The organism is Klebsiella terrigena (genome assembly GCF_012029655.1).
In the GTDB taxonomy this organism is placed as follows: Bacteria; Pseudomonadota; Gammaproteobacteria; order Enterobacterales; family Enterobacteriaceae; genus Klebsiella; species Klebsiella terrigena.
Genome location: NZ_CP050508.1, coordinates 970,033 through 987,984, shown reverse-complemented (window position 1 = coordinate 987,984; position 17,952 = coordinate 970,033). Strand labels below are relative to the sequence as shown.

General features: G+C 58.2%; 16 protein-coding genes. 8 read left to right on the top strand and 8 right to left on the bottom strand.

Annotated features, from left to right (window positions below; all coding sequences use genetic code 11):
* The first annotated feature begins 195 nt into the window (after positions 1-195).
* Positions 196-1,212, top strand: a complete 1,017-nt coding sequence (galR, locus tag HCK03_RS04785; protein WP_041147042.1) for an HTH-type transcriptional regulator GalR — start codon at positions 196-198, stop codon at positions 1,210-1,212.
* Here the strand turns inward: galR and HCK03_RS04780 are convergent.
* From HCK03_RS04780 to HCK03_RS04765, 4 genes are all read right to left on the bottom strand, one after another.
* Positions 1,173-1,652, bottom strand: a complete 480-nt coding sequence (locus tag HCK03_RS04780; protein ID WP_041147043.1) for a GNAT family N-acetyltransferase — start codon at positions 1,650-1,652, stop codon at positions 1,173-1,175. The two genes, galR and HCK03_RS04780, sit on opposite strands and share 40 nt — an antisense overlap.
* On the bottom strand, positions 1,649-2,422 hold the full coding sequence (locus HCK03_RS04775; RefSeq protein WP_041147044.1) for a GntR family transcriptional regulator: 774 nt from the start codon (positions 2,420-2,422) through the stop codon (positions 1,649-1,651). Before HCK03_RS04775 ends, HCK03_RS04780 begins: the two co-directional genes overlap by 4 nt.
* 67 nt (positions 2,423-2,489) lie before the next feature.
* Positions 2,490-3,917, bottom strand: a complete 1,428-nt coding sequence (locus tag HCK03_RS04770) for a glycoside hydrolase family 1 protein (protein ID WP_041147732.1) — start codon at positions 3,915-3,917, stop codon at positions 2,490-2,492.
* A 7-nt stretch (positions 3,918-3,924) separates the two neighbouring features.
* Positions 3,925-5,262: a PTS sugar transporter subunit IIC gene (locus HCK03_RS04765; protein WP_041147045.1), complete on the bottom strand. Its 1,338-nt coding sequence runs from the start codon at positions 5,260-5,262 to the stop codon at positions 3,925-3,927.
* Positions 5,263-5,575: 313 nt separating this feature from the next.
* On the opposite strand from HCK03_RS04765, the gene HCK03_RS04760 reads away from it, so the two are divergent.
* Positions 5,576-6,574, top strand: a complete 999-nt coding sequence (locus HCK03_RS04760; protein ID WP_166793789.1) for a LacI family DNA-binding transcriptional regulator — start codon at positions 5,576-5,578, stop codon at positions 6,572-6,574.
* A 6-nt stretch (positions 6,575-6,580) separates the two neighbouring features.
* Here HCK03_RS04760 and lysA read toward each other — a convergent pair whose 3' ends face one another.
* On the bottom strand, positions 6,581-7,843 hold the full coding sequence (gene lysA, locus HCK03_RS04755) for a diaminopimelate decarboxylase (protein ID WP_041147047.1): 1,263 nt from the start codon (positions 7,841-7,843) through the stop codon (positions 6,581-6,583).
* Positions 7,844-7,978: 135 nt separating this feature from the next.
* Between lysA and HCK03_RS04750 the strand changes: the two genes are divergently transcribed.
* Positions 7,979-8,905, top strand: coding sequence for a LysR family transcriptional regulator (locus HCK03_RS04750; RefSeq protein WP_167692392.1), 927 nt, complete (start codon positions 7,979-7,981; stop codon positions 8,903-8,905).
* On the opposite strand, the gene HCK03_RS04745 is transcribed toward HCK03_RS04750, so the two are convergent.
* Positions 8,892-9,584: an aspartate/glutamate racemase gene (locus HCK03_RS04745; protein WP_167691203.1), complete on the bottom strand. Its 693-nt coding sequence runs from the start codon at positions 9,582-9,584 to the stop codon at positions 8,892-8,894. The genes HCK03_RS04750 and HCK03_RS04745 overlap by 14 nt on opposite strands.
* Before the next feature lie 138 nt (positions 9,585-9,722).
* Between HCK03_RS04745 and HCK03_RS04740 the strand changes: the two genes are divergently transcribed.
* The 5 genes from HCK03_RS04740 (at position 9,723) to HCK03_RS04720 (ending at position 14,811) form a co-directional block, all read left to right on the top strand.
* Positions 9,723-10,049, top strand: a complete 327-nt coding sequence (locus HCK03_RS04740; RefSeq protein WP_041147050.1) for a cupin domain-containing protein — start codon at positions 9,723-9,725, stop codon at positions 10,047-10,049.
* Positions 10,050-10,582: 533 nt separating this feature from the next.
* The gene (locus HCK03_RS04735; RefSeq protein WP_041147051.1) at positions 10,583-11,473 is read left to right on the top strand and encodes a carbohydrate ABC transporter permease; all 891 of its coding nucleotides are present in this window, start codon (positions 10,583-10,585) and stop codon (positions 11,471-11,473) included.
* A complete protein-coding gene (locus HCK03_RS04730) occupies positions 11,466-12,368 on the top strand; it encodes a carbohydrate ABC transporter permease (protein WP_041147052.1) in 903 nt (300 codons plus the stop codon). The genes HCK03_RS04735 and HCK03_RS04730 overlap by 8 nt, the downstream gene beginning before the upstream one ends.
* A gap of 12 nt (positions 12,369-12,380) precedes the next feature.
* Positions 12,381-13,508: an ABC transporter ATP-binding protein gene (locus tag HCK03_RS04725; protein WP_041147053.1), complete on the top strand. Its 1,128-nt coding sequence runs from the start codon at positions 12,381-12,383 to the stop codon at positions 13,506-13,508.
* A gap of 16 nt (positions 13,509-13,524) precedes the next feature.
* Positions 13,525-14,811: an ABC transporter substrate-binding protein gene (locus HCK03_RS04720; protein WP_041147054.1), complete on the top strand. Its 1,287-nt coding sequence runs from the start codon at positions 13,525-13,527 to the stop codon at positions 14,809-14,811.
* Between the two features lie 113 nt (positions 14,812-14,924).
* Here the strand turns inward: HCK03_RS04720 and HCK03_RS04715 are convergent, their stop codons facing one another.
* Together HCK03_RS04715 and HCK03_RS04710 are read right to left on the bottom strand one after the other, a co-directional pair.
* Positions 14,925-16,268 (bottom strand): carbohydrate porin, encoded by a 1,344-nt coding sequence (locus tag HCK03_RS04715; protein ID WP_041147055.1) that lies wholly within the window; start codon positions 16,266-16,268, stop codon positions 14,925-14,927.
* Between the two features lie 244 nt (positions 16,269-16,512).
* Positions 16,513-17,946 (bottom strand): glycoside hydrolase family 32 protein, encoded by a 1,434-nt coding sequence (locus HCK03_RS04710; protein ID WP_123552040.1) that lies wholly within the window; start codon positions 17,944-17,946, stop codon positions 16,513-16,515.
* Between the last annotated feature and the right edge of the window lie 6 nt (positions 17,947-17,952).

Genomic DNA, 17,952 nt, shown 5'->3' with positions numbered 1-17,952 from the left:
AATCGCAAAGTGTAACCAAAGGTGTGAATTTACCCGCTGCCGTTTCATTCACCGCGACGGCTGTGTGTAACTTTGTCATCAGCAAGGCAAACCTGCATCACATTTGCGTTAACCCGTTAGCCCTTATCCTTGAATCTGCCGAGCTTTCCCGTAACATAACCTCAATGTAAACGCTTACCCTATAAAAGGTCAGGTATGGCGACAATTAAGGATGTAGCCCGACTCGCTGGAGTGTCCGTCGCTACCGTATCCCGCGTTATCAACAACTCCCCGAAAGCCAGTGAAGCGTCCCGCCAGTCCGTCAGCACGGCGATGGAAGCGCTGAACTACCACCCGAACGCCAACGCCCGCGCGCTGGCGCAGCAGTCAACGGAAACCGTCGGCCTGGTGGTGGGCGACGTATCCGACCCCTTTTTCGGCGCCATGGTCAAAGCCGTCGAGCAGGTCGCCTACAATACCGGCAACTTTTTGCTGATTGGCAACGGCTACCACAGCATCCAAAAAGAGCGCCAGGCGATTGAACAGCTCATTCGCCACCGCTGCGCGGCGCTGGTGGTACACGCGAAAATGATCCCCGATGACGAGCTCGCCGGGCTGATGAAGCAAATTCCCGGCATGGTGCTTATCAACCGCATACTGTCCGGCTTCGAGCAGCGCTGCGTGGCGCTGGACGACCGCTACGGCGCCTGGCTGGCGACCCGCCATCTGATCCAGCAGGGCCATACCCGTATCGGCTATCTGTGCTCCAACCACGCGATTTCGGATGCCGAAGATCGTCTGCAGGGCTATTACGACGCGCTCAAAGAGAGCGGCATAGCCATCAACGATCGGCTGGTGACCTTTGCCGAGCCGGATGAAAGCGGCGGCGAGCAGGCGATGACCGAACTGCTGGGACGCGGCAGGAATTTTACCGCCGTTGCCAGCTACAACGACTCGATGGCCGCCGGCGCGATGGGGGTGCTGAACGATAACGGCATCGACGTGCCGCGTGAGATTTCGCTGATTGGCTTTGATGATGTGCTGATATCCCGCTACGTTCGCCCGCGGCTGACCACGGTGCGCTACCCGATTGTGACCATGGCAACCCAGGCGGCAGAACTGGCGCTAGCGCTGGCGGACAGGCTCCCGCCGCCGGAAATCACCCACCTGTTCAGCCCGACGCTGGTTCGCCGTCACTCGGTGATCGCCCCGTCGGACAACGACAGGTCGTAGCGGTAGAGGTGCACGGCGGTGGCCGGATAATCGAGGCCCTCGCCGATATAGCGCCAGCCAAAGCGCTCATAAAAATCCCGGCAGGCGGAGTAGAGATGCAGCTGCGGATAGCCGCTCAGGCGGGCGTAATCGATAACGTGCCGCTGTAGTTTTCCCGCCAGCCCCTGCCCGCGCGCCGCTTCGGCAACGTACAGCGCCGCCATCCACGGAAACAGGTCCTGACGGCTGATCAGATCGCAGCGCCAGAGCCCCACCGTTCCCAGCAGAAGCTCGCCCTCAACGGCAATAAAGGTCAGTGGCAGCGCGCCCGGCGTCTGGCTGTGGGCGACGATGCTGGCAAAAAACGCCTGCGGCAGCGTCTCGCCGCCAAAGGCCTGCCACAGCCACTTCGTGACCTGCGGCGCGTGCTGCGGCGCGGCGTACAGAGGCAGGATGGTCATACCGGCTTTCCCTGAAAAATCGGTACCGACTCAAACAGGTAGCCGTCAAAGTCCGGGGCGTCTTCGTCCGACAGCTCCAGCAGGCTGTTTTTAACATTTTCCAGGTGCTGCCACATCGCCTGCCAGGCGCCCATCACGTCGCGACGGCGCAGCGCGGCGAGAATCGCCTGCCGCTCGCCGAGCCACTTCAGGCGATAGGCGCGGCTGGCAATATGCGCGTTAAACTGCTGCCAGAGCGGGCTGCTGTCCATCTGCAGCCAGATACGCTCCACCGTTGCCAGCAGCATCTGGTTTTGCGTCGCCCCGGCCAGCACCAGGTGAAACATCCGCGCGTTATCCTGAGAGGCGTCGTTGCCGGCAATCGCCCGCTGCTCCTGCTCGATGATGCGCTTAAGGTTGTCGATATCGGCACGCGTCGCCATTTTTGCCGCAAAGGCGGCAATATTGCTCTCCAGCAGCTGGCGGGCCTGCAGAATTTCAAACGGACCGACGTCGCTGCTCAGCATCTGCTCTTCCTCGCTATCATCCTCGTGGGGAATGCGCATCACGTAAACGCCCGAGCCCTGGCGAATGTCGACCGTGCCCTGCAGCTCCAGCATCAGCAGGGCTTCGCGGACGATGGTGCGGCTGACGCCGTAGGTTTCAGCGATATTGCGTTCCGGCGGCAGCCGCGACCCAATGGGGTAACGCCCCTGCGCAATCTGTGCGCGCAAATCATCACCAATTTCCTGGTAGGGTTTCTTTTCCGGCGGAATGATAGCCTTCTCCACAATCTCACCTGTGCCTTGTCTGCGAGTGAATCCATATCGGCGCTATCTTAGCAAAATTTACGCCGGGCTAGCGCAACTCATCGTCGATATCCAGCGTCAGCTCGCGGCTTTCGCGCAGCGTGCGAAACCAGCCGGCGGAAGCCTTCGGTCGCCGCGCCCGGCCGTTCTGCAGATCGATTTCAATCAGCCCGTAGCGATTTTTAAAGGCGTTCATCGGCGACACGTTGTCGGTAAACGCCCACAGCATGTAGCCGTGACAGTTGGCTCCCGCCTCCCGCGCGAGCAGCGTCTGCCAGAGATGCTCGCTGATAAAGCGAATGCGGTACTCGTCGACAATGGTGCCTTCGTCGTTGCGAAACTGGCCTTCGTTTTCAACGCCCATGCCGCTTTCGGCGATAAACCACGGAATATTGCGGTAATCATTTTTAATCCGCATCGCCATATCAAAGACAATGCGCGGATAAATTTCCCAGCCACGGGAGGCGTTCATTCGCCGCCCGGGCAGCTCGAAGGGTTCGTAATACCAGGCCGGATGGAACGGCGTCTGCGGGTGCCAGGCGCGCGACGGCGCCTTCACCCGGTGCGGGTAGTAAAGGTTAATGCCCAGCTCATCCACGGTATTGTCGCGGATAATCGCCAGCTCTTCGGCGCTGTAGTCCCAGGCGACGTCGTGCTGCGCCAGCAGCGCAAATAGCGCGGGCGGATACTCGCCGTGGACCAGCGGGTCGAGGAAGATACGGTTGTAGAACAGATCGTAAACCTCGGCGGCGCGCACGTCGTGAGCGGCCGTGGAGCGCGGGTAGGTCACCTCCGGATTGAGAATACAGCCCACCGTCCCGCGATAGCCCTTATCGCGAAACAGCCTGACCACCTGCGCCGTCGCCAGCACCTTATGGTGGTTCCACTGCATCCACGTGCCGGTATTCTGCTCGTAGGGCCAGCGCAGCGCGTCAAGATAGACGCGGGTTTGCACGACGATCGGCTCATTGAAGGTAAACCAGCGCGTAACCTTGTGATGATAGCGGGCGAACACCTTCTCCGCGTAGCGGACGAACAGCTCAACGACCTTTTTCGCCGCCCAGCCGCCGTACTGCTCCAGCAGGTAGCCCGGCAGCTCGTAGTGTTCAAGGCAGATCATCGGCTCGATGCCGTTCGCCAGCAGCTCGTCAAACAGCCGGTCGTAGTAGGCCGCGTACTCCTCATCAACCGTAACGTTTTCATAGTCGGTCAGAAAGCGCGACCAGTTGATTGAGGTGCGGTAGTGGGTGAGCCCCGCCAGCTTCATTAGCTGGACGTCCTCACGAAAGCGGTTGATAAAATCGGTGGCCACCGCCGGGCCGTAGCCGTTATGCCAGACGTGGCGATCGTGTTTGTACCAGAGATCGGGCCAGGAGTCCTGGCCCTCTTTCTTGCCGCTCCAGCCCTCGGTCTGCCAGGCGGAGGCTGCCGCGCCAAGGATAAAATCGTCGGGGATCGCAATCCTTTTTGTACTCATCATATCCTCAGGCGTTATCGGTTATTTGCGCGTTTTCCGCCTGCCGCTGCGCGGTTTCCAGGCGGCGGGAGGCAATCTTCACAAACGGCAGGTAAATCAGTACCGCGGTAATGATACAAACCAGCTGGGTCACCACCGCCCCCATCGAACCGGCGGTAGAGAGCCAGGCGTTAATCAGCGGCGGCGTGGTCCAGGGCACCATCACCACCGCTTTTCCGGCAAATCCGGCCGCCGTGGCGAAGTAGCCGATGCTGCCGGTCACCAGCGGCGTGATAATAAAGGGGATCGCGAGGATCGGATTAAGCATGATCGGCATACCGAAAATCACCGGTTCGTTAATATTGAACAGCCCCGGGCCGATCGACAGCTTGGCGATCTCTTTCATCTCTTTGCGCTTGCTGGCGATCATGACCGCAATCAGCAGGCCGATGGTCAGCCCCGAGCCGCCGATGCTCATATAGACGTCCCAGAACGGCATGGTGATGATGTTCGGCACCTCTTTTCCCTGCTCAAAGGCGCTCATGTTGACGGTGATCGCCCCCAGCAGCAGCGGTTCGCGGATCGGTTTGATCATCTGATTGCCGTGAATACCGATAACCCAGAACAGCTGGGCGACGAACATCAGCAGCAGGATCCCCGGCAGGCTTTGCACCACGCGCTCCAGCGGCTGCTGCACCACCAGGTAGACCGCGTCATACAGGTACATGCCGGTCAGCTGATGGAAAATAAAGCCAAAGGTGGCGATGGCGGTGGTGGTAAAAATCGCCGGGATCAGCGCCGAAAACGACGCCGCCACGTTCGGCGGCACGGTATCCGGCATCCTGATCTTCAGCCCCTTGCGCGTCTCCAGCCAGCAGTAAATCTCTACCGACAGAATGGCGATAAACATGCCGAGGAACAGGCTGCGGGTGTCCGAGAACTGGCGCAGCAGCACGTCTTTGACCACCTGCATCTGGCCGTCAACCATCATCTCAACGGTGGTTGGGGTGACGCAGATAAAGCAAATGACCGCCAGCAGGCCGGGGAACAGGCTCTTGATGCCGTTAATGCGCCCCAGCTCGATGCCGATCAGAAAAACGGCGCCAATATTGAGGAAGTTGAGGGTCGCATAGTTTATTGCGCTGGTAATCGGCTTGAGCGCGGCGAGAAACGACAGCGACTGAAAGCTGGCCAGTCCGTTCTTCGGATCCAGCACCATATTTGAGATCAGCACCGAAAAGGCGCCAACGATGATCACCGGCATCAGGGTAATAAAGGCGGACTTTATCGCCATGATGTAGCGGTAGCTGTTGAATTTCGTGGCGAAACTCCCCAGTGAGTCGATCAGTTTTTCCTGCAATGCCATAGAGGATACCTCAGGTTTAAGGGCTTTTTGCGCGCCAGGTGTACAGCCGAACACCTTTTGGCATACCAAAAAATAGTCAGTGGCGGCAAAAAGTTCTGTGATTCAGATCTCAACGCCCACTTTGGCATTCCAAATTTTTAGAGATTTATCATATTGGCATACCGCATTGACGGCATCGCTTTCGCCGTGGCACAGTTCCTGCAAAAAGCGTGATCCCGATAGTTCTTTGCACGGCGTAGAGGTCATATCCCCCTGAATGTCTGTGATAAACTGCAAAACACCACGTGATATCAGGAATCGATGAATGGCTACAATGCTGGATGTCTCAATTCGCGCAGGCGTCTCTAAAGCGACGGTTTCCCGCGTGTTGAACGGCACAGGTCAGGTAAAAGAGAGTACCCGTCAGCAGGTATTCAAAGCGATGGAGGAGCTGGGGTATCGGCCGAACTTTCTCGCCCGTTCGCTGGCCAACCGCACGAGCAACAGCATCGGACTGGTGGTTTCCACCTTCGACGGCTTCTACTTTGGCCGTCTGCTGCAGCAGGCCTCGCGCCAGACCGAAGCCTGGGGAAAGCAGCTGATTGTCACCGACGGCCACGATGCGCCGGAGCGCGAAGAAGAAGCGGTGCAGATGCTTGCCGATCGCCAGTGCGACGCCATCATCCTCTACACCCGTCATATGAGCGAAAAGAAGATCATGTCGCTTATCGACTCCATCGAGATGCCGCTGGTGGTGATTAACCGCGACGTCAGCCTCGCACGCGAGCGCTGCGTCTTCTTCGAGCAGGAGGATGCCGCATTCCAGGCGGTGAACTATCTGATTGCCCAGGGCCATCGCGAGATAGCCTGCCTGACGGTCCCCATGCACACGCCAACGGGCAAGGCCCGCCTGCAGGGTTACCGTAAGGCGCTGAAAAAAAATGGCATTGCGTGGGATCCGCAGAAAGTAAAATACGGCGATTCAACGATGACCCGCGGCTACGAGCTGTGCCGGGAGCTGCTGGAGGAAAAAACGCCGTTCAGCGCGCTTTTTTCCTGTAATGACGATATGGCGCTCGGCGCCTCGAAAGCGCTGCATCAGGCGGGACTGCGGATCCCGCAGGACGTTTCGCTCTTTGGTTTTGATGACGCCCCCAGCGCGAAGTGGCTGGAGCCGGGCCTGTCGACGGTCTATCTGCCCATCGACAATATGATCACTACCGCCATCGATCAGGCGATCAAGCTTGCTAACCATCAGCCGATCGAAACGATCCCGCCGTTTACCGGCACGCTGGTGCTGCGCGACTCGGTCACGACGGGTCCCTGGTTTTAGATCAGATCAGATCTGCTCTAAGACCAGCAGCTCCTGAATGGTCTGGCGGCGGCGAATCAGCCGCGCGCTGCCGTTATCGAACAGCACTTCCGGCAGCAGCGGGCGGCTGTTGTAGTTCGAGGACATCGACGCGCCGTAGGCGCCGGTATCGTGCAGCACCAGGTAATCGCCCGGCGCCACGTCAGGCAGCAGGCGCGTTTCCACCTTCCCCCCTTCCTGCTGGGTAAAGACATCCCCGGATTCGCACAGCGGTCCGGCGACCACGGTTTCAACCATCGGCGCCGCGCTAAGATCGCGACCGTCCGCCGCCAGGGCGCTGATGTGGTGGTAGCTGCCGTACATCGACGGACGCATCAGGTCGTTAAAGCCGGCGTCGATCAGCACGAAGTGACGGCTGCCCATCTCCTTCACGCTGCGCACCTGGGAGACCAGCACGCCGGACTCCGCCACCAGGAAACGACCCGGCTCGATCTCCAGCTTCACCGGATGGCCAAGATGCTTCGCCACCTGCTCGCGCGCGGCGTTCCACAGGCCGTAATAGTGATCGGTATCGATCGCCTCTTCGCCTTCGCGATACGGGATCGACAGGCCGCCGCCGGCGGAGATCGCCTGCAGATCCTGACCAAACTCGATCACCTGACGTACCATTGCGCCGCACACCTGCTCGAGGTGGGCATAATCCACCCCTGAGCCAATGTGCATGTGAATCCCCACCAGCTGCAGCTGATAGCGACGCATCACCTCCAGCGCCGCCGGCAGGTGGCTATACCAGATACCGTGCTTGCTGTTTTCGCCGCCGGTGTTGGTTTTCTGGCTGTGGCCGTGACCAAAACCCGGATTGACCCGCAGCCACACGCGATGGCCCGGCGAGACTTCGCCCAGCTGGCTCAGCATATCCACCGACCCGGCGTTGACCGGGATCTGCAGCTCCTTCACCCGCTCCAGGGTCGCGTCGTCGATCAGATCGGCGGTAAAGACGATATCTTCCGGATGCTGCTGCGGATCGTAGCCCGCCGCCAGCGCGCGCTCAATCTCGCCAAGCGACACGGAATCGACCTTCACGCCCTGCTCGCGCATCAGGCGCAGAATGTGAATGTTTGAGCAGGCCTTCTGCGCAAAGCGCACCACGTCAAACTTGCCGAGCTGGGCAATCTGGCGGCGAATAATCTGCGCATCGTAGACCCATACCGGGCAGCCAAACTCGGCGGGCAGGCGCAGCAGGTTATCTGCGGTCAGGTCGGTATCGGTGGCGTAAAGCGAGCGTGGCATGGTGAACTCCGGCGTTGTTGGCGTTGTGCGTGTTTTTTTATGATTACGCCATAGCCTGAAGGGAATAAAAAATATCGTTTTGTCGTGAGTCTATGCAAAAATGATATGGATACCCCACACCATTCGAGAGCCGCCATGCCCGCCGTCAATTTGCGCCATATCGAAATCTTCCACGCGGTGATGACCACCGGTAACCTGACCGAGGCCGCCCGCATGCTGCATACCTCGCAGCCGACGGTCAGCCGGGAGCTGGCGCGCTTTGAAAAGGTGCTGGGGTTAAAGCTTTTTGAGCGCGCTCGCGGCCGCCTGCAGCCCACGGTACAGGGGCTGCGGCTGTTTGAAGAGGTGCAGCGGTCGTGGTACGGGCTGGACAGGATCGTCAGCGCGGCGGAAAGCCTGCGCGAGTTTCGCCAGGGCGAGCTATCGGTGGTGTGCCTGCCGGTATTCTCCCAGTCGTTTTTACCGCTGCTGCTGCAGCCGTTTCTGGCGCGCTACCCCGAGGTCAGCCTGCAGATTGTCCCCCAGGAGTCGCCCCTGCTGGAGGAGTGGCTCTCCGCCCAGCGCCACGATCTTGGCCTGACCGAAACCCTGCATACGCCCGCCGGCACCGAGCGCACGCCGCTGCTGACGCTGAATGAGGTCTGCGTCCTGCCGCAGAACCATCCGCTCGCCGCGAAGCAGGTTTTGACCCCCGCCGATTTCCACGCTGAAAACTACATCAGCCTGTCGCGGACCGACAGCTACCGCCAGCTGCTTGACGCCCTGTTCCTTGAACATCAGGTCAAGCGGCGGATGGTGGTCGAAACGCACAGCGCCGCGTCGATTTGCGCGATGGTGCGCGCGGGCGTCGGCATCTCGGTGGTTAATCCGCTCACCGCCCTCGACTATGCCGAAAGCGGCATCGCGGTGCGCCGCTTCAGCATCGATGTGCCCTTTACAGTCAGCATGATCCGCCCGCTGCACCGCCCCGGTTCGGCGCTGGTTGACGCCTTTATTCACCACCTGCAGCACAGCCTGGCGCAGATCCAGCGCCCGCTCGATACGGTGCTTAAGAAAGCATAAACTCCACCGCGTCCGCGGCGTGAATGGCCGCGGTATCAAATACCGGCAGCGGGCTGCTTTCTACGGGCACCAGCAGGCCAATCTCGGTGCAGCCGAAGATAACGCCTTCCGCGCCCTGCGCCGCCAGCGACTCGATAACCTGCAGGTAGTAGTCGCGGGAAGCCTCGCTAAAGGTGCCGAGACAGAGCTCATCGAAGATAATCTGGTTGATCCGCTGGCGATCGTCGGCGGGCGGCACCAGGGTCTCGATCGCAAACTGCTGCTGCAGGCGGCCGCGATAGAACGTTTGCTCCATGGTATAGCGCGTGCCCAGCAGGGCGACGTTACGCATGCCCTTTTTCTCAATCGCCCGCCCGGTCGCATCGGCAATATGCAGAAACGGCACGCCGCAGCGCGCTTCAATGGCATCCGCCACTTTGTGCATGGTGTTAGTACAGAGCACGATACCTTCGGCGCCCGCCTGCTGCAGCCCCACCGCCGCCTGGGCCAGCATATCGCCGGCACGCTCCCATTCTCCGGCGGCCTGACAGGCTTCAATCTCATGAAAATCAACGCTATGCAGCAGCAGGCTGGCGGAGTGCAGCCCGCCAAGACGCGCCTTGATCCCTTCATTGATCAGGCGGTAATAGGGAATGGTCGATTCCCAGCTCATTCCCCCCAACAGGCCAATCGTTTTCATCATTCGCTCCTTTTATGGTTTCCCCCAGTGAAGCAAACTTGTGATCAACTTTCCACTTCTCCCGTCGATCGTTTCTTTTTAGAAAATTGTGATATAAATTAAATGAAACATTGTTTCACTTAACTACAGGACCCGCGGATGTTTATTTTTCATAAAGAGACCACCCTCGACGATCTGGGCAACGGCGTGACCCGACGCATTCTGGCGCACGATGGCAAGATGATGGCGGTTGAGGTTAACTTTGACGCCGGCGCCATTGGGCCGATGCATAACCACCCCCACGAGCAGCTGACCTACGTGCTTTCAGGCGAGTTCGAATTCACCATCGGTGACGAGAAACACGTGGTCAGCGCCGGCGATACGCTCTACAAGCAGCCGCATATTATGCACGGCTGCGTGTGCCTGAAGGCGGGAACCCTGCTGGATACCTTTACGCCCGTTCGTCAGGATTTTCTGCAAAACTAATCTTCCCCGGCCGTGGTGGTGGAAGAGCGGGCATGCTCCCCTCTTCCGCCACCGTGCACCCCTCACGTCCATCATTATTTGTTAAAAAATATGTACACAGATAATCATTAGCCGGGCAATAAAATACCGCACGCCTGCGCCAGGTCACCTTTCCGGCATCTCTCCCAAGCCCTTACCAGCCTTACAAAACGCCCGCCATCTCATTTTTTGAAACATCGTTTCGACTCCGATCACATTTCCGCTATGAATCGAATGACTCTGTAATAAATCGCAATAAAATAAATTTAAAACGGCGTTTTATAAAATTAAAGGCGCCGGGCATAGCAAAGCCGAACCGGTGCACACTCAGCAGGGAGCTGCGGGTGACAAACCATGACAAAAACAGGGTCCAACAGGGAAGGAAGCGCCAGCACAGACACCAGCAACAGATTAACTTTTCCGGCTGCTTTTCAGCGCGGATAGCGCACACAGCGTGAAGTACACCGGGTATAAACCGAATCCGTTTTACAAACTCGTAAGCCAGGTAGGTATGTATGAATGAAAACAAGCTGCTGGGATTGGCATGGATATCGCCCTATATCATCGGGCTGATAATCTTTACCGCCTTTCCCTTTGTTTCATCTTTCTTCCTCAGTTTCACTGAGTACGACTTGATGAGTCCGCCGGTATTTAACGGCATTGAAAACTATCGCTACATGCTGACCGAAGATTCTCTCTTCTGGAAGTCCATGGGCGTCACCTTCGCCTATGTCTTTTTAACCATTCCGCTGAAGCTGGCCTTTGCGCTGGGCATCGCGTTTGTTCTCAACTTTAAGCTGCGCGGCATCGGTTTCTTCCGTACCGCCTATTACATTCCGTCGATTCTCGGCAGCTCCGTCGCCATCGCCGTACTGTGGCGCGCGCTGTTCGCTATCGACGGCCTGCTGAACAGCTTTATCGGCGTGCTGGGCTTCGACCCGGTCAACTGGCTCGGCGAGCCGTCGCTGGCGCTGATGTCGGTGACCCTGCTGCGCGTCTGGCAGTTCGGTTCGGCCATGGTGATTTTCCTCGCGGCGCTGCAGAACGTTCCGCAATCGCAGTACGAAGCGGCGATGATCGACGGCGCCTCTAAGTGGCAGATGTTTATGAAGGTGACGGTGCCGCTGATTACGCCGGTGATCTTCTTCAACTTCATTATGCAAACCACCCAGGCGTTCCAGGAGTTTACCGGACCGTACGTGATAACCGGCGGCGGCCCAACCTACTCCACCTATCTGTTCTCACTCTATATCTACGACACCGCCTTTAAGTACTTCGATATGGGCTACGGCGCGGCGCTGGCATGGGTGCTGTTCCTGGTCGTCGCGGTGTTTGCCGCTATTGCCTTTAAGTCTTCGAAATATTGGGTGTTCTACTCCGCCGATAAGGGAGGCAAAAATGGCTGATATCCAACAAATTTCCGCAGCACGGGACATCGCAGAGCGCGAGGTTGCCAGAACGCTGCGGCGGGAAAAAATGAACGCCAGCATCCGCTATGTGATCCTGCTGTTCGTTGGCCTGCTGATGCTCTACCCGCTGGTGTGGATGTTCTCGGCGTCGTTCAAACCGAACCACGAGATCTTCACCACCCTCAGCCTGTGGCCCGCTCACGCGACCTGGGACGGATTTATCAACGGCTGGAAGACCGGGACGGAATACAACTTCGGCCACTACATGCTGAATACCTTCAAGTACGTGATTCCGAAGGTGATCCTGACCATTATCTCCTCCACCATCGTGGCCTACGGCTTTGCCCGCTTCGAGATCCCGTGGAAGAAATTCTGGTTCGGCACCCTCATCACCACCATGCTGCTGCCGAGCACCGTGCTGCTCATCCCGCAGTACCTGATGTTCCGCGAAATGGGGATGCTGAACAGCTATCTGCCGCTGTACCTGCCGCTGGCCTTCGCCACTCAGGGGTTCTTCGTCTTCATGCTGATTCAGTTCCTGCGCGGCGTGCCGCGCGATATGGAAGAGGCGGCGCAGATTGACGGCTGCAACTCCTTCCAGGTGCTGTGGTACGTGGTGGTGCCGATTTTAAAACCGGCAATTATCTCGGTCGCGCTGTTCCAGTTTATGTGGTCAATGAACGACTTTATTGGTCCGCTGATTTACGTCTATAGCGTCGATAAGTATCCGATCGCGCTGGCGCTGAAAATGTCCATCGACGTCACGGAAGGCGCTCCATGGAACGAAATTCTGGCAATGGCGAGCATCTCCATTCTGCCATCCATCATCGTATTCTTCCTGGCACAACGCTACTTCGTACAGGGCGTCACCAGCAGCGGAATTAAAGGTTAAGAGGGAAATATCATGGCTGAAGTTATTTTCAAAAAACTGGAAAAGGTCTACTCCAACGGCTTCAAAGCGGTACATGCTATCGACCTGAAAATCGCTGACGGGGAGTTTATGGTGATCGTCGGGCCGTCCGGCTGCGCCAAATCCACCACCCTGCGCATGCTGGCGGGTCTCGAAACCATCAGCGGCGGCGAAGTGCGCATCGGGGAGAAAATCGTTAACAACCTTGCGCCAAAAGCGCGCGGCATTGCGATGGTGTTCCAGAACTACGCGCTCTATCCGCATATGACGGTGCGCGAAAACCTCGCCTTTGGCCTCAAGCTGAGCAAGCTGCCAAAGGATCAGATTGAGAGCCAGGTTAACGAAGCGGCAAAAATCCTCGAGCTGGAAGAGCTGCTCGACCGCCTGCCGCGCCAGCTTTCCGGCGGCCAGGCCCAGCGCGTGGCGGTAGGCCGGGCGATCGTTAAGAAGCCGGACGTGTTCCTGTTCGATGAGCCGCTCTCTAACCTCGACGCCAAACTGCGCGCCTCGATGCGCATCCGGATCTCCGACCTGCACAAGCAGCTGAAGAAATCCGGTAAACCGGCGACCACCGTTTACGTTACCCACGATCAGACCGAAGCCATGACCATGGGCGACCGTATCTGCGTGATGAAGCTGGGCCACATCATGCAGGTTGATACCCCGGACAATCTCTACCACAAGCCAAAGAATATGTTTGTCGCAGGCTTTATCGGCGCGCCGGAGATGAACATTCGTCCCTGCAAGCTGGTTGAGCGCGACGGCCGCCTGCATATGCACGTCGGTGACGATCTGCTGCCCCTCAACGATGCCCTGCAGAGCAAAGCCGAAGGCTACAAGGACCAGCCGCTGTTCTACGGCGTGCGCCCGGAGTTCGTCTCTATCTCGGACCAGCCGTTCGCCGAAGGCTGCGGTTCCGGTGAGATGGTGCGCGTGGAAAATATGGGCCACGAGTTCTTTGTCTATATGAAGGTTGCCGATTATGAGCTGACCGCCCGCGTCCCTTCCGACGAAGCGAGGCCGATGATCGAAAAAGGGCTGCATCGCAAGGTCTATTACCAGTTCGATCTCAACAAATGTCATCTCTTTGATGCGACGACCGAACAGAACATCTCTCTGTAATCACTGGAGTATTAAAATGAAAAAAGTGCTCTTAAGCGCCGCAATCTCCGCCACTCTGGGCCTGACCGCGCTACCTTCTCTGGCACAGGATGTCGACCTGCGCATGTCCTGGTGGGGCGGAAACGGCCGCCATCAGGTGACCCTGAAAGCGCTGGAAGAATTTCATAAGCAGAACCCGGATATTAACGTCAAAGCGGAATACACCGGCTGGGACGGCCACCTTTCGCGCCTGACCACGCAAATCGCCGGCGGCACCGAGCCGGACGTGATGCAGACCAACTGGAACTGGCTGCCTATTTTCTCGAAAAATGGCGACGGCTTCTACGACCTCAATAAGATGAAGGACGTCATCGATCTCAGCCAGTTTGACGCGAAGGAGCTGCAGTCCACCACCGTGAACGGCAAGCTCAACGGCATTCCTATTTCCGTGACCGCCCGCGTCTTCTACTTTAACGATGAAACCTGGAAAAAAGCCGGCGTCGCCTACCCAAAAACCTGGGATGAGCTGATGGCGGCGGGAAAAGCCTTTGAAAGCAAGCTCGGTAAGCAGTACTACCCGGTGGTGCTGGAGCACCAGGACACCCTGGCGCTGCTGAACTCTTACATGATTCAGAAGTACAACCAGCCGGCTATCGACGATAAAACCAAGAAATTCTCCTACAGCAAAGAGCAGTGGGTCGAGTTTTTCCAGATGTATAAAAAGCTTATCGACAGCCACGTCATGCCGGACACCAAATACTACGCCTCCTTTGGCAAAAGCAATATGTACGAGATGAAGCCGTGGATCCAGGGCGAGTGGGCGGGGACCTACATGTGGAACTCCACCATCAACAAATACTCCGACAACCTGAAGCCGCCAGCGAAGCTGGAGCTGGGTGAATACCCGATGCTGCCGGGTGCCACCGACGCCGGCCTGTTCTTTAAGCCCGCGCAGATGCTCTCGATCGGTAAATCAACGAAAAACCCGGAAGCGGCGGCGAAGGTGATTAACTTCCTGCTCAACAGCAAAGCCGGGGTCGATACCTTAGGACTCGAGCGCGGCGTGCCGCTGAGTAAAGTGGCGGTGCAGTACCTGACCGAGGACGGCACGATCAAGGCCGACGATCCGGCGGTTTCCGGGCTGAAGCTGGCGCAGTCCCTGCCGGCGAAGCTCTCCGTGTCGCCCTACTTCGACGACCCGCAGATCGTAGCCCAGTTCGGCACCTCACTGCAGTACATCGATTACGGGCAGAAATCCGTAGAAGAGACGGCGGCGGACTTCCAGCGTCAGTCGGACCGCATTCTCAAGCGCGCCATGCGCTAATTCAGCCCTGCCAAACCTCCCCCGCGGCTCCCGCTGCGGGGGATTTTTTTGCCAGAATCCCGTCATTAAAGGCAAACCACTGCGCCGGACGCCGGGACCGACGGATTTTTCCCTCAGAAGAAGTATTTGAAGCGTACGCGAGCGCCGTAGCGTTCGTCCGATCCCGCGCTTTTCTCCGCCGACGAATCCAGCCACGAGGCGTAGGCGCCGAGGTAAATGTTAAAATTCGCCATATCCATGATATTCGGCAGCAGCCACGAGGCGTGCAGCGTGTGGATGTCATAGCGCCCTGGGGCGAGTACCGCACACTCGTTGTCGCATTCTGCGCTCACGCCCGCCAGATTAAACTGGTCGATTTTGTTATGCGCATAGATGTAGCCCAGCTCCACGCGATGCCATAGCGCGTTGATGCCGGCGCTGAAGTCCTGTTCATCCGTGGCGTCGAGATAGGCGGTACTCAGATTCACCACCGCGCCATCTTCGGCATCGGCCTTCAGCGTGTTCCAGCTCATGGTCATGCCGTAGCCGGTACGGCTCGACTGGTCGACCCAGCGGCCGCGTGAGTCCTGATAGCCGTAGGCGTTATTGACGAGGTTACTCTCCATCGCCGCCGCCACCGACCACGCGCCGGATTGCCACGCCACTACCGGACGCACGTAGGCGACGTTTTTCTGGTTATCCAGCGCGTTGCCGTGATAGTTGCGATCGACGAACAGCGTGCTGCCGTCCTCCACCAGCGTATTCACCTCGAAGTACCAGTTGTCGAGATTTTTGCTCAGCAGGAAGTTGCCGCCGCTGCTGCTGCGTCCGCGCCCCTCTTTCATCATATAGATATAGCCGTAGCCGTCGCTGTAAAGATCGTTCGCCGTATTGCCGGAATATTCAATAAAGGTATCCTGATTCAGCGGGAACATATCGTAGGCTTCAAAGCGCCCAATTTTAATTTTCCAGTCATCCTGCTGGCCAAAGAAAAAGGCCGCATCGTCCAGATTCATCTTGCCATTAATATCCGCCAGCGGCTGTACGCTAAAGCCGGCATACTTGCCATCGGCCCCTTTCCGCAGGCCATCAAAACCGAGAAGAATACGTCCGTTAATATCCCAGCGCTCTTTTTTCCCCGGCGCCCAGTTTTTATTTGCGCTGGTTCTCACCGAGGTCAGGCTGCCGGTACGGCTGGCACCGTCCATATTAAACTCAACGTCGCCATAAAACTTTAATTCGCCATAATCATTGACCTGCAGCGCGGGTTTGGCCGCCGCGTTGCTGGCCACGACAGCCGGCTTCTCCTGACGCTTTAGCGCCCGAATCTCCGCCTCGGCGCTGGTCGCACGCTGCTCGGTCTCCTGCAGCCGCTGCTCCATTTGCGCCAGCCGTTCTTCGAGTGTTAATGGTGCCTGCGCATTAGCCAGAGGGGTAAATAAAGACGACAGAAAGCACCCGACCCAGATTTTATTCATCGGTAAACCCTTTTATTATTTAATTAAATGAAATCTTTATTTATACCCTAAATAATTCGAGCGGCGGCAAGAGAGCAAGTCCCCAGGCGCTTACTGAAGTAAGTGACCAGGGTGAGAGAGTGCAGCCAACGCATATGCAGCCTGAAGTATGCCGGGTATACAGGTAAAGCACGACGATGATGACAATAATAACCCGCCCATCGTCACAGACGGGTTATTAACGACAGAATAAACAGTAATTATATTATTCGAGCTGCCAGGCCCCGGCCTCAGATAAGCTGGCCGATCCGCTCCACGCAAATAGGGTTAATTCACGACGGTCAGCATCCGGATAAATACGGCTGCTGAGGCAGGCTTCGCCCTCGTTAACGAAGACCTCGACGGAAGAGCTGTCGAAGAATATCCGTAGACTGAGCGGCGCCCCGGCGGTTAACGGCACGCTGCGCGCGCCGCACAGGCCATGCTGCGGATAGTGACGTTCCAGCACCAGGCGCTGCATCTGCGCATCAACGTAGACCCGCAGACCGTCGCCGAAGCTGAGGCCATATTGCTCAGCGCTACAGTTGGCGCTGTCCCAGCGCAGGATAACCTCCATCGCCTCGCACTTTTCCACCAGCATGGTCTGCTGGTTTTTCAAGGTGCTTACCGGCCACGGGAACCACGCTCCGCGCAGGCTTTCAACCTCTTTCGCCGGGCGCATCTGCAGCCGGCTGTCGGCGCTCAGGCTCAGCTCGCGCGGCAGCGAGAGCATCCCCGCCCAGCCGTCCTGCTGCTCCGGCAGCGGCGACTCCCACATATCCAGCCAGCCGATAACGATCCGCCGACCGTCCGGCGTCAGGAAGCTCTGCGGCGCATAAAAATCATGCCCGCTGTCCATCTCAACGAACTCGCCTTCACGCACAAAGGTGCCGCCCGGCTGCCAGTCACCGAGCAGGTAGCCGCTCTGGAACAGGTTGCGATTCTGATAGCCCTGCGCCGCCATTCCCTGCGGAGAAAACATCAGCACGCGCCTGTCGTTGAGGGCAAAAAAGTCCGGGCACTCCCACATGTAGCCCATCTCTTTTTCCGCCTCATCAAGCACGCCGGCGTCCTGCCACTGGCGCAGATCGGCCGAACGGTACAGGCGCACCTGGCCGACATCGCCGAGGCGCGCGCCGACGATCATGTACCAGCTATCGCCCTCGCGCCACACCTTAGGATCGCGGAAATGGTGCAGCCCCGGCGGGGTATCGAGGACGATCCCCTGGCGCTCAAAGTGGATGCCGTCGCGGCTGGTCGCCAGGCACTGCACCTGATACAGGTTGGCCTCGTCGTTCGGGTCACCGTGGAATTTATGCCCGGTATAAATCAGCGCCAGCGTATCGCCGTCGACCACCGCGGAGCCGGAGAAGCAGCCATCTTTATCCTCCGGGCCTTCCGGCGCCAGCGCCACCGGCAGATGCTCCCAGTGCACCAAATCTTTACTGCGCGCATGACCCCAGTGCATCGGCCCCCACTGCGTCGAGTAGGGATGGTGCTGGTAAAAGGCGTGATACCAGCCGTCGAACCACACCAGGCCGTTAGGATCGTTGATCCAGCCCGCGCGGGCGGCAAGATGGTAGCGCGGGTACCAGCGCAGGTTCAGCGCATCGCTTTTCGCCTGCAGTTCCTGTTCGGCGTTGCTAATTGAGTAGGTCATAGTCTT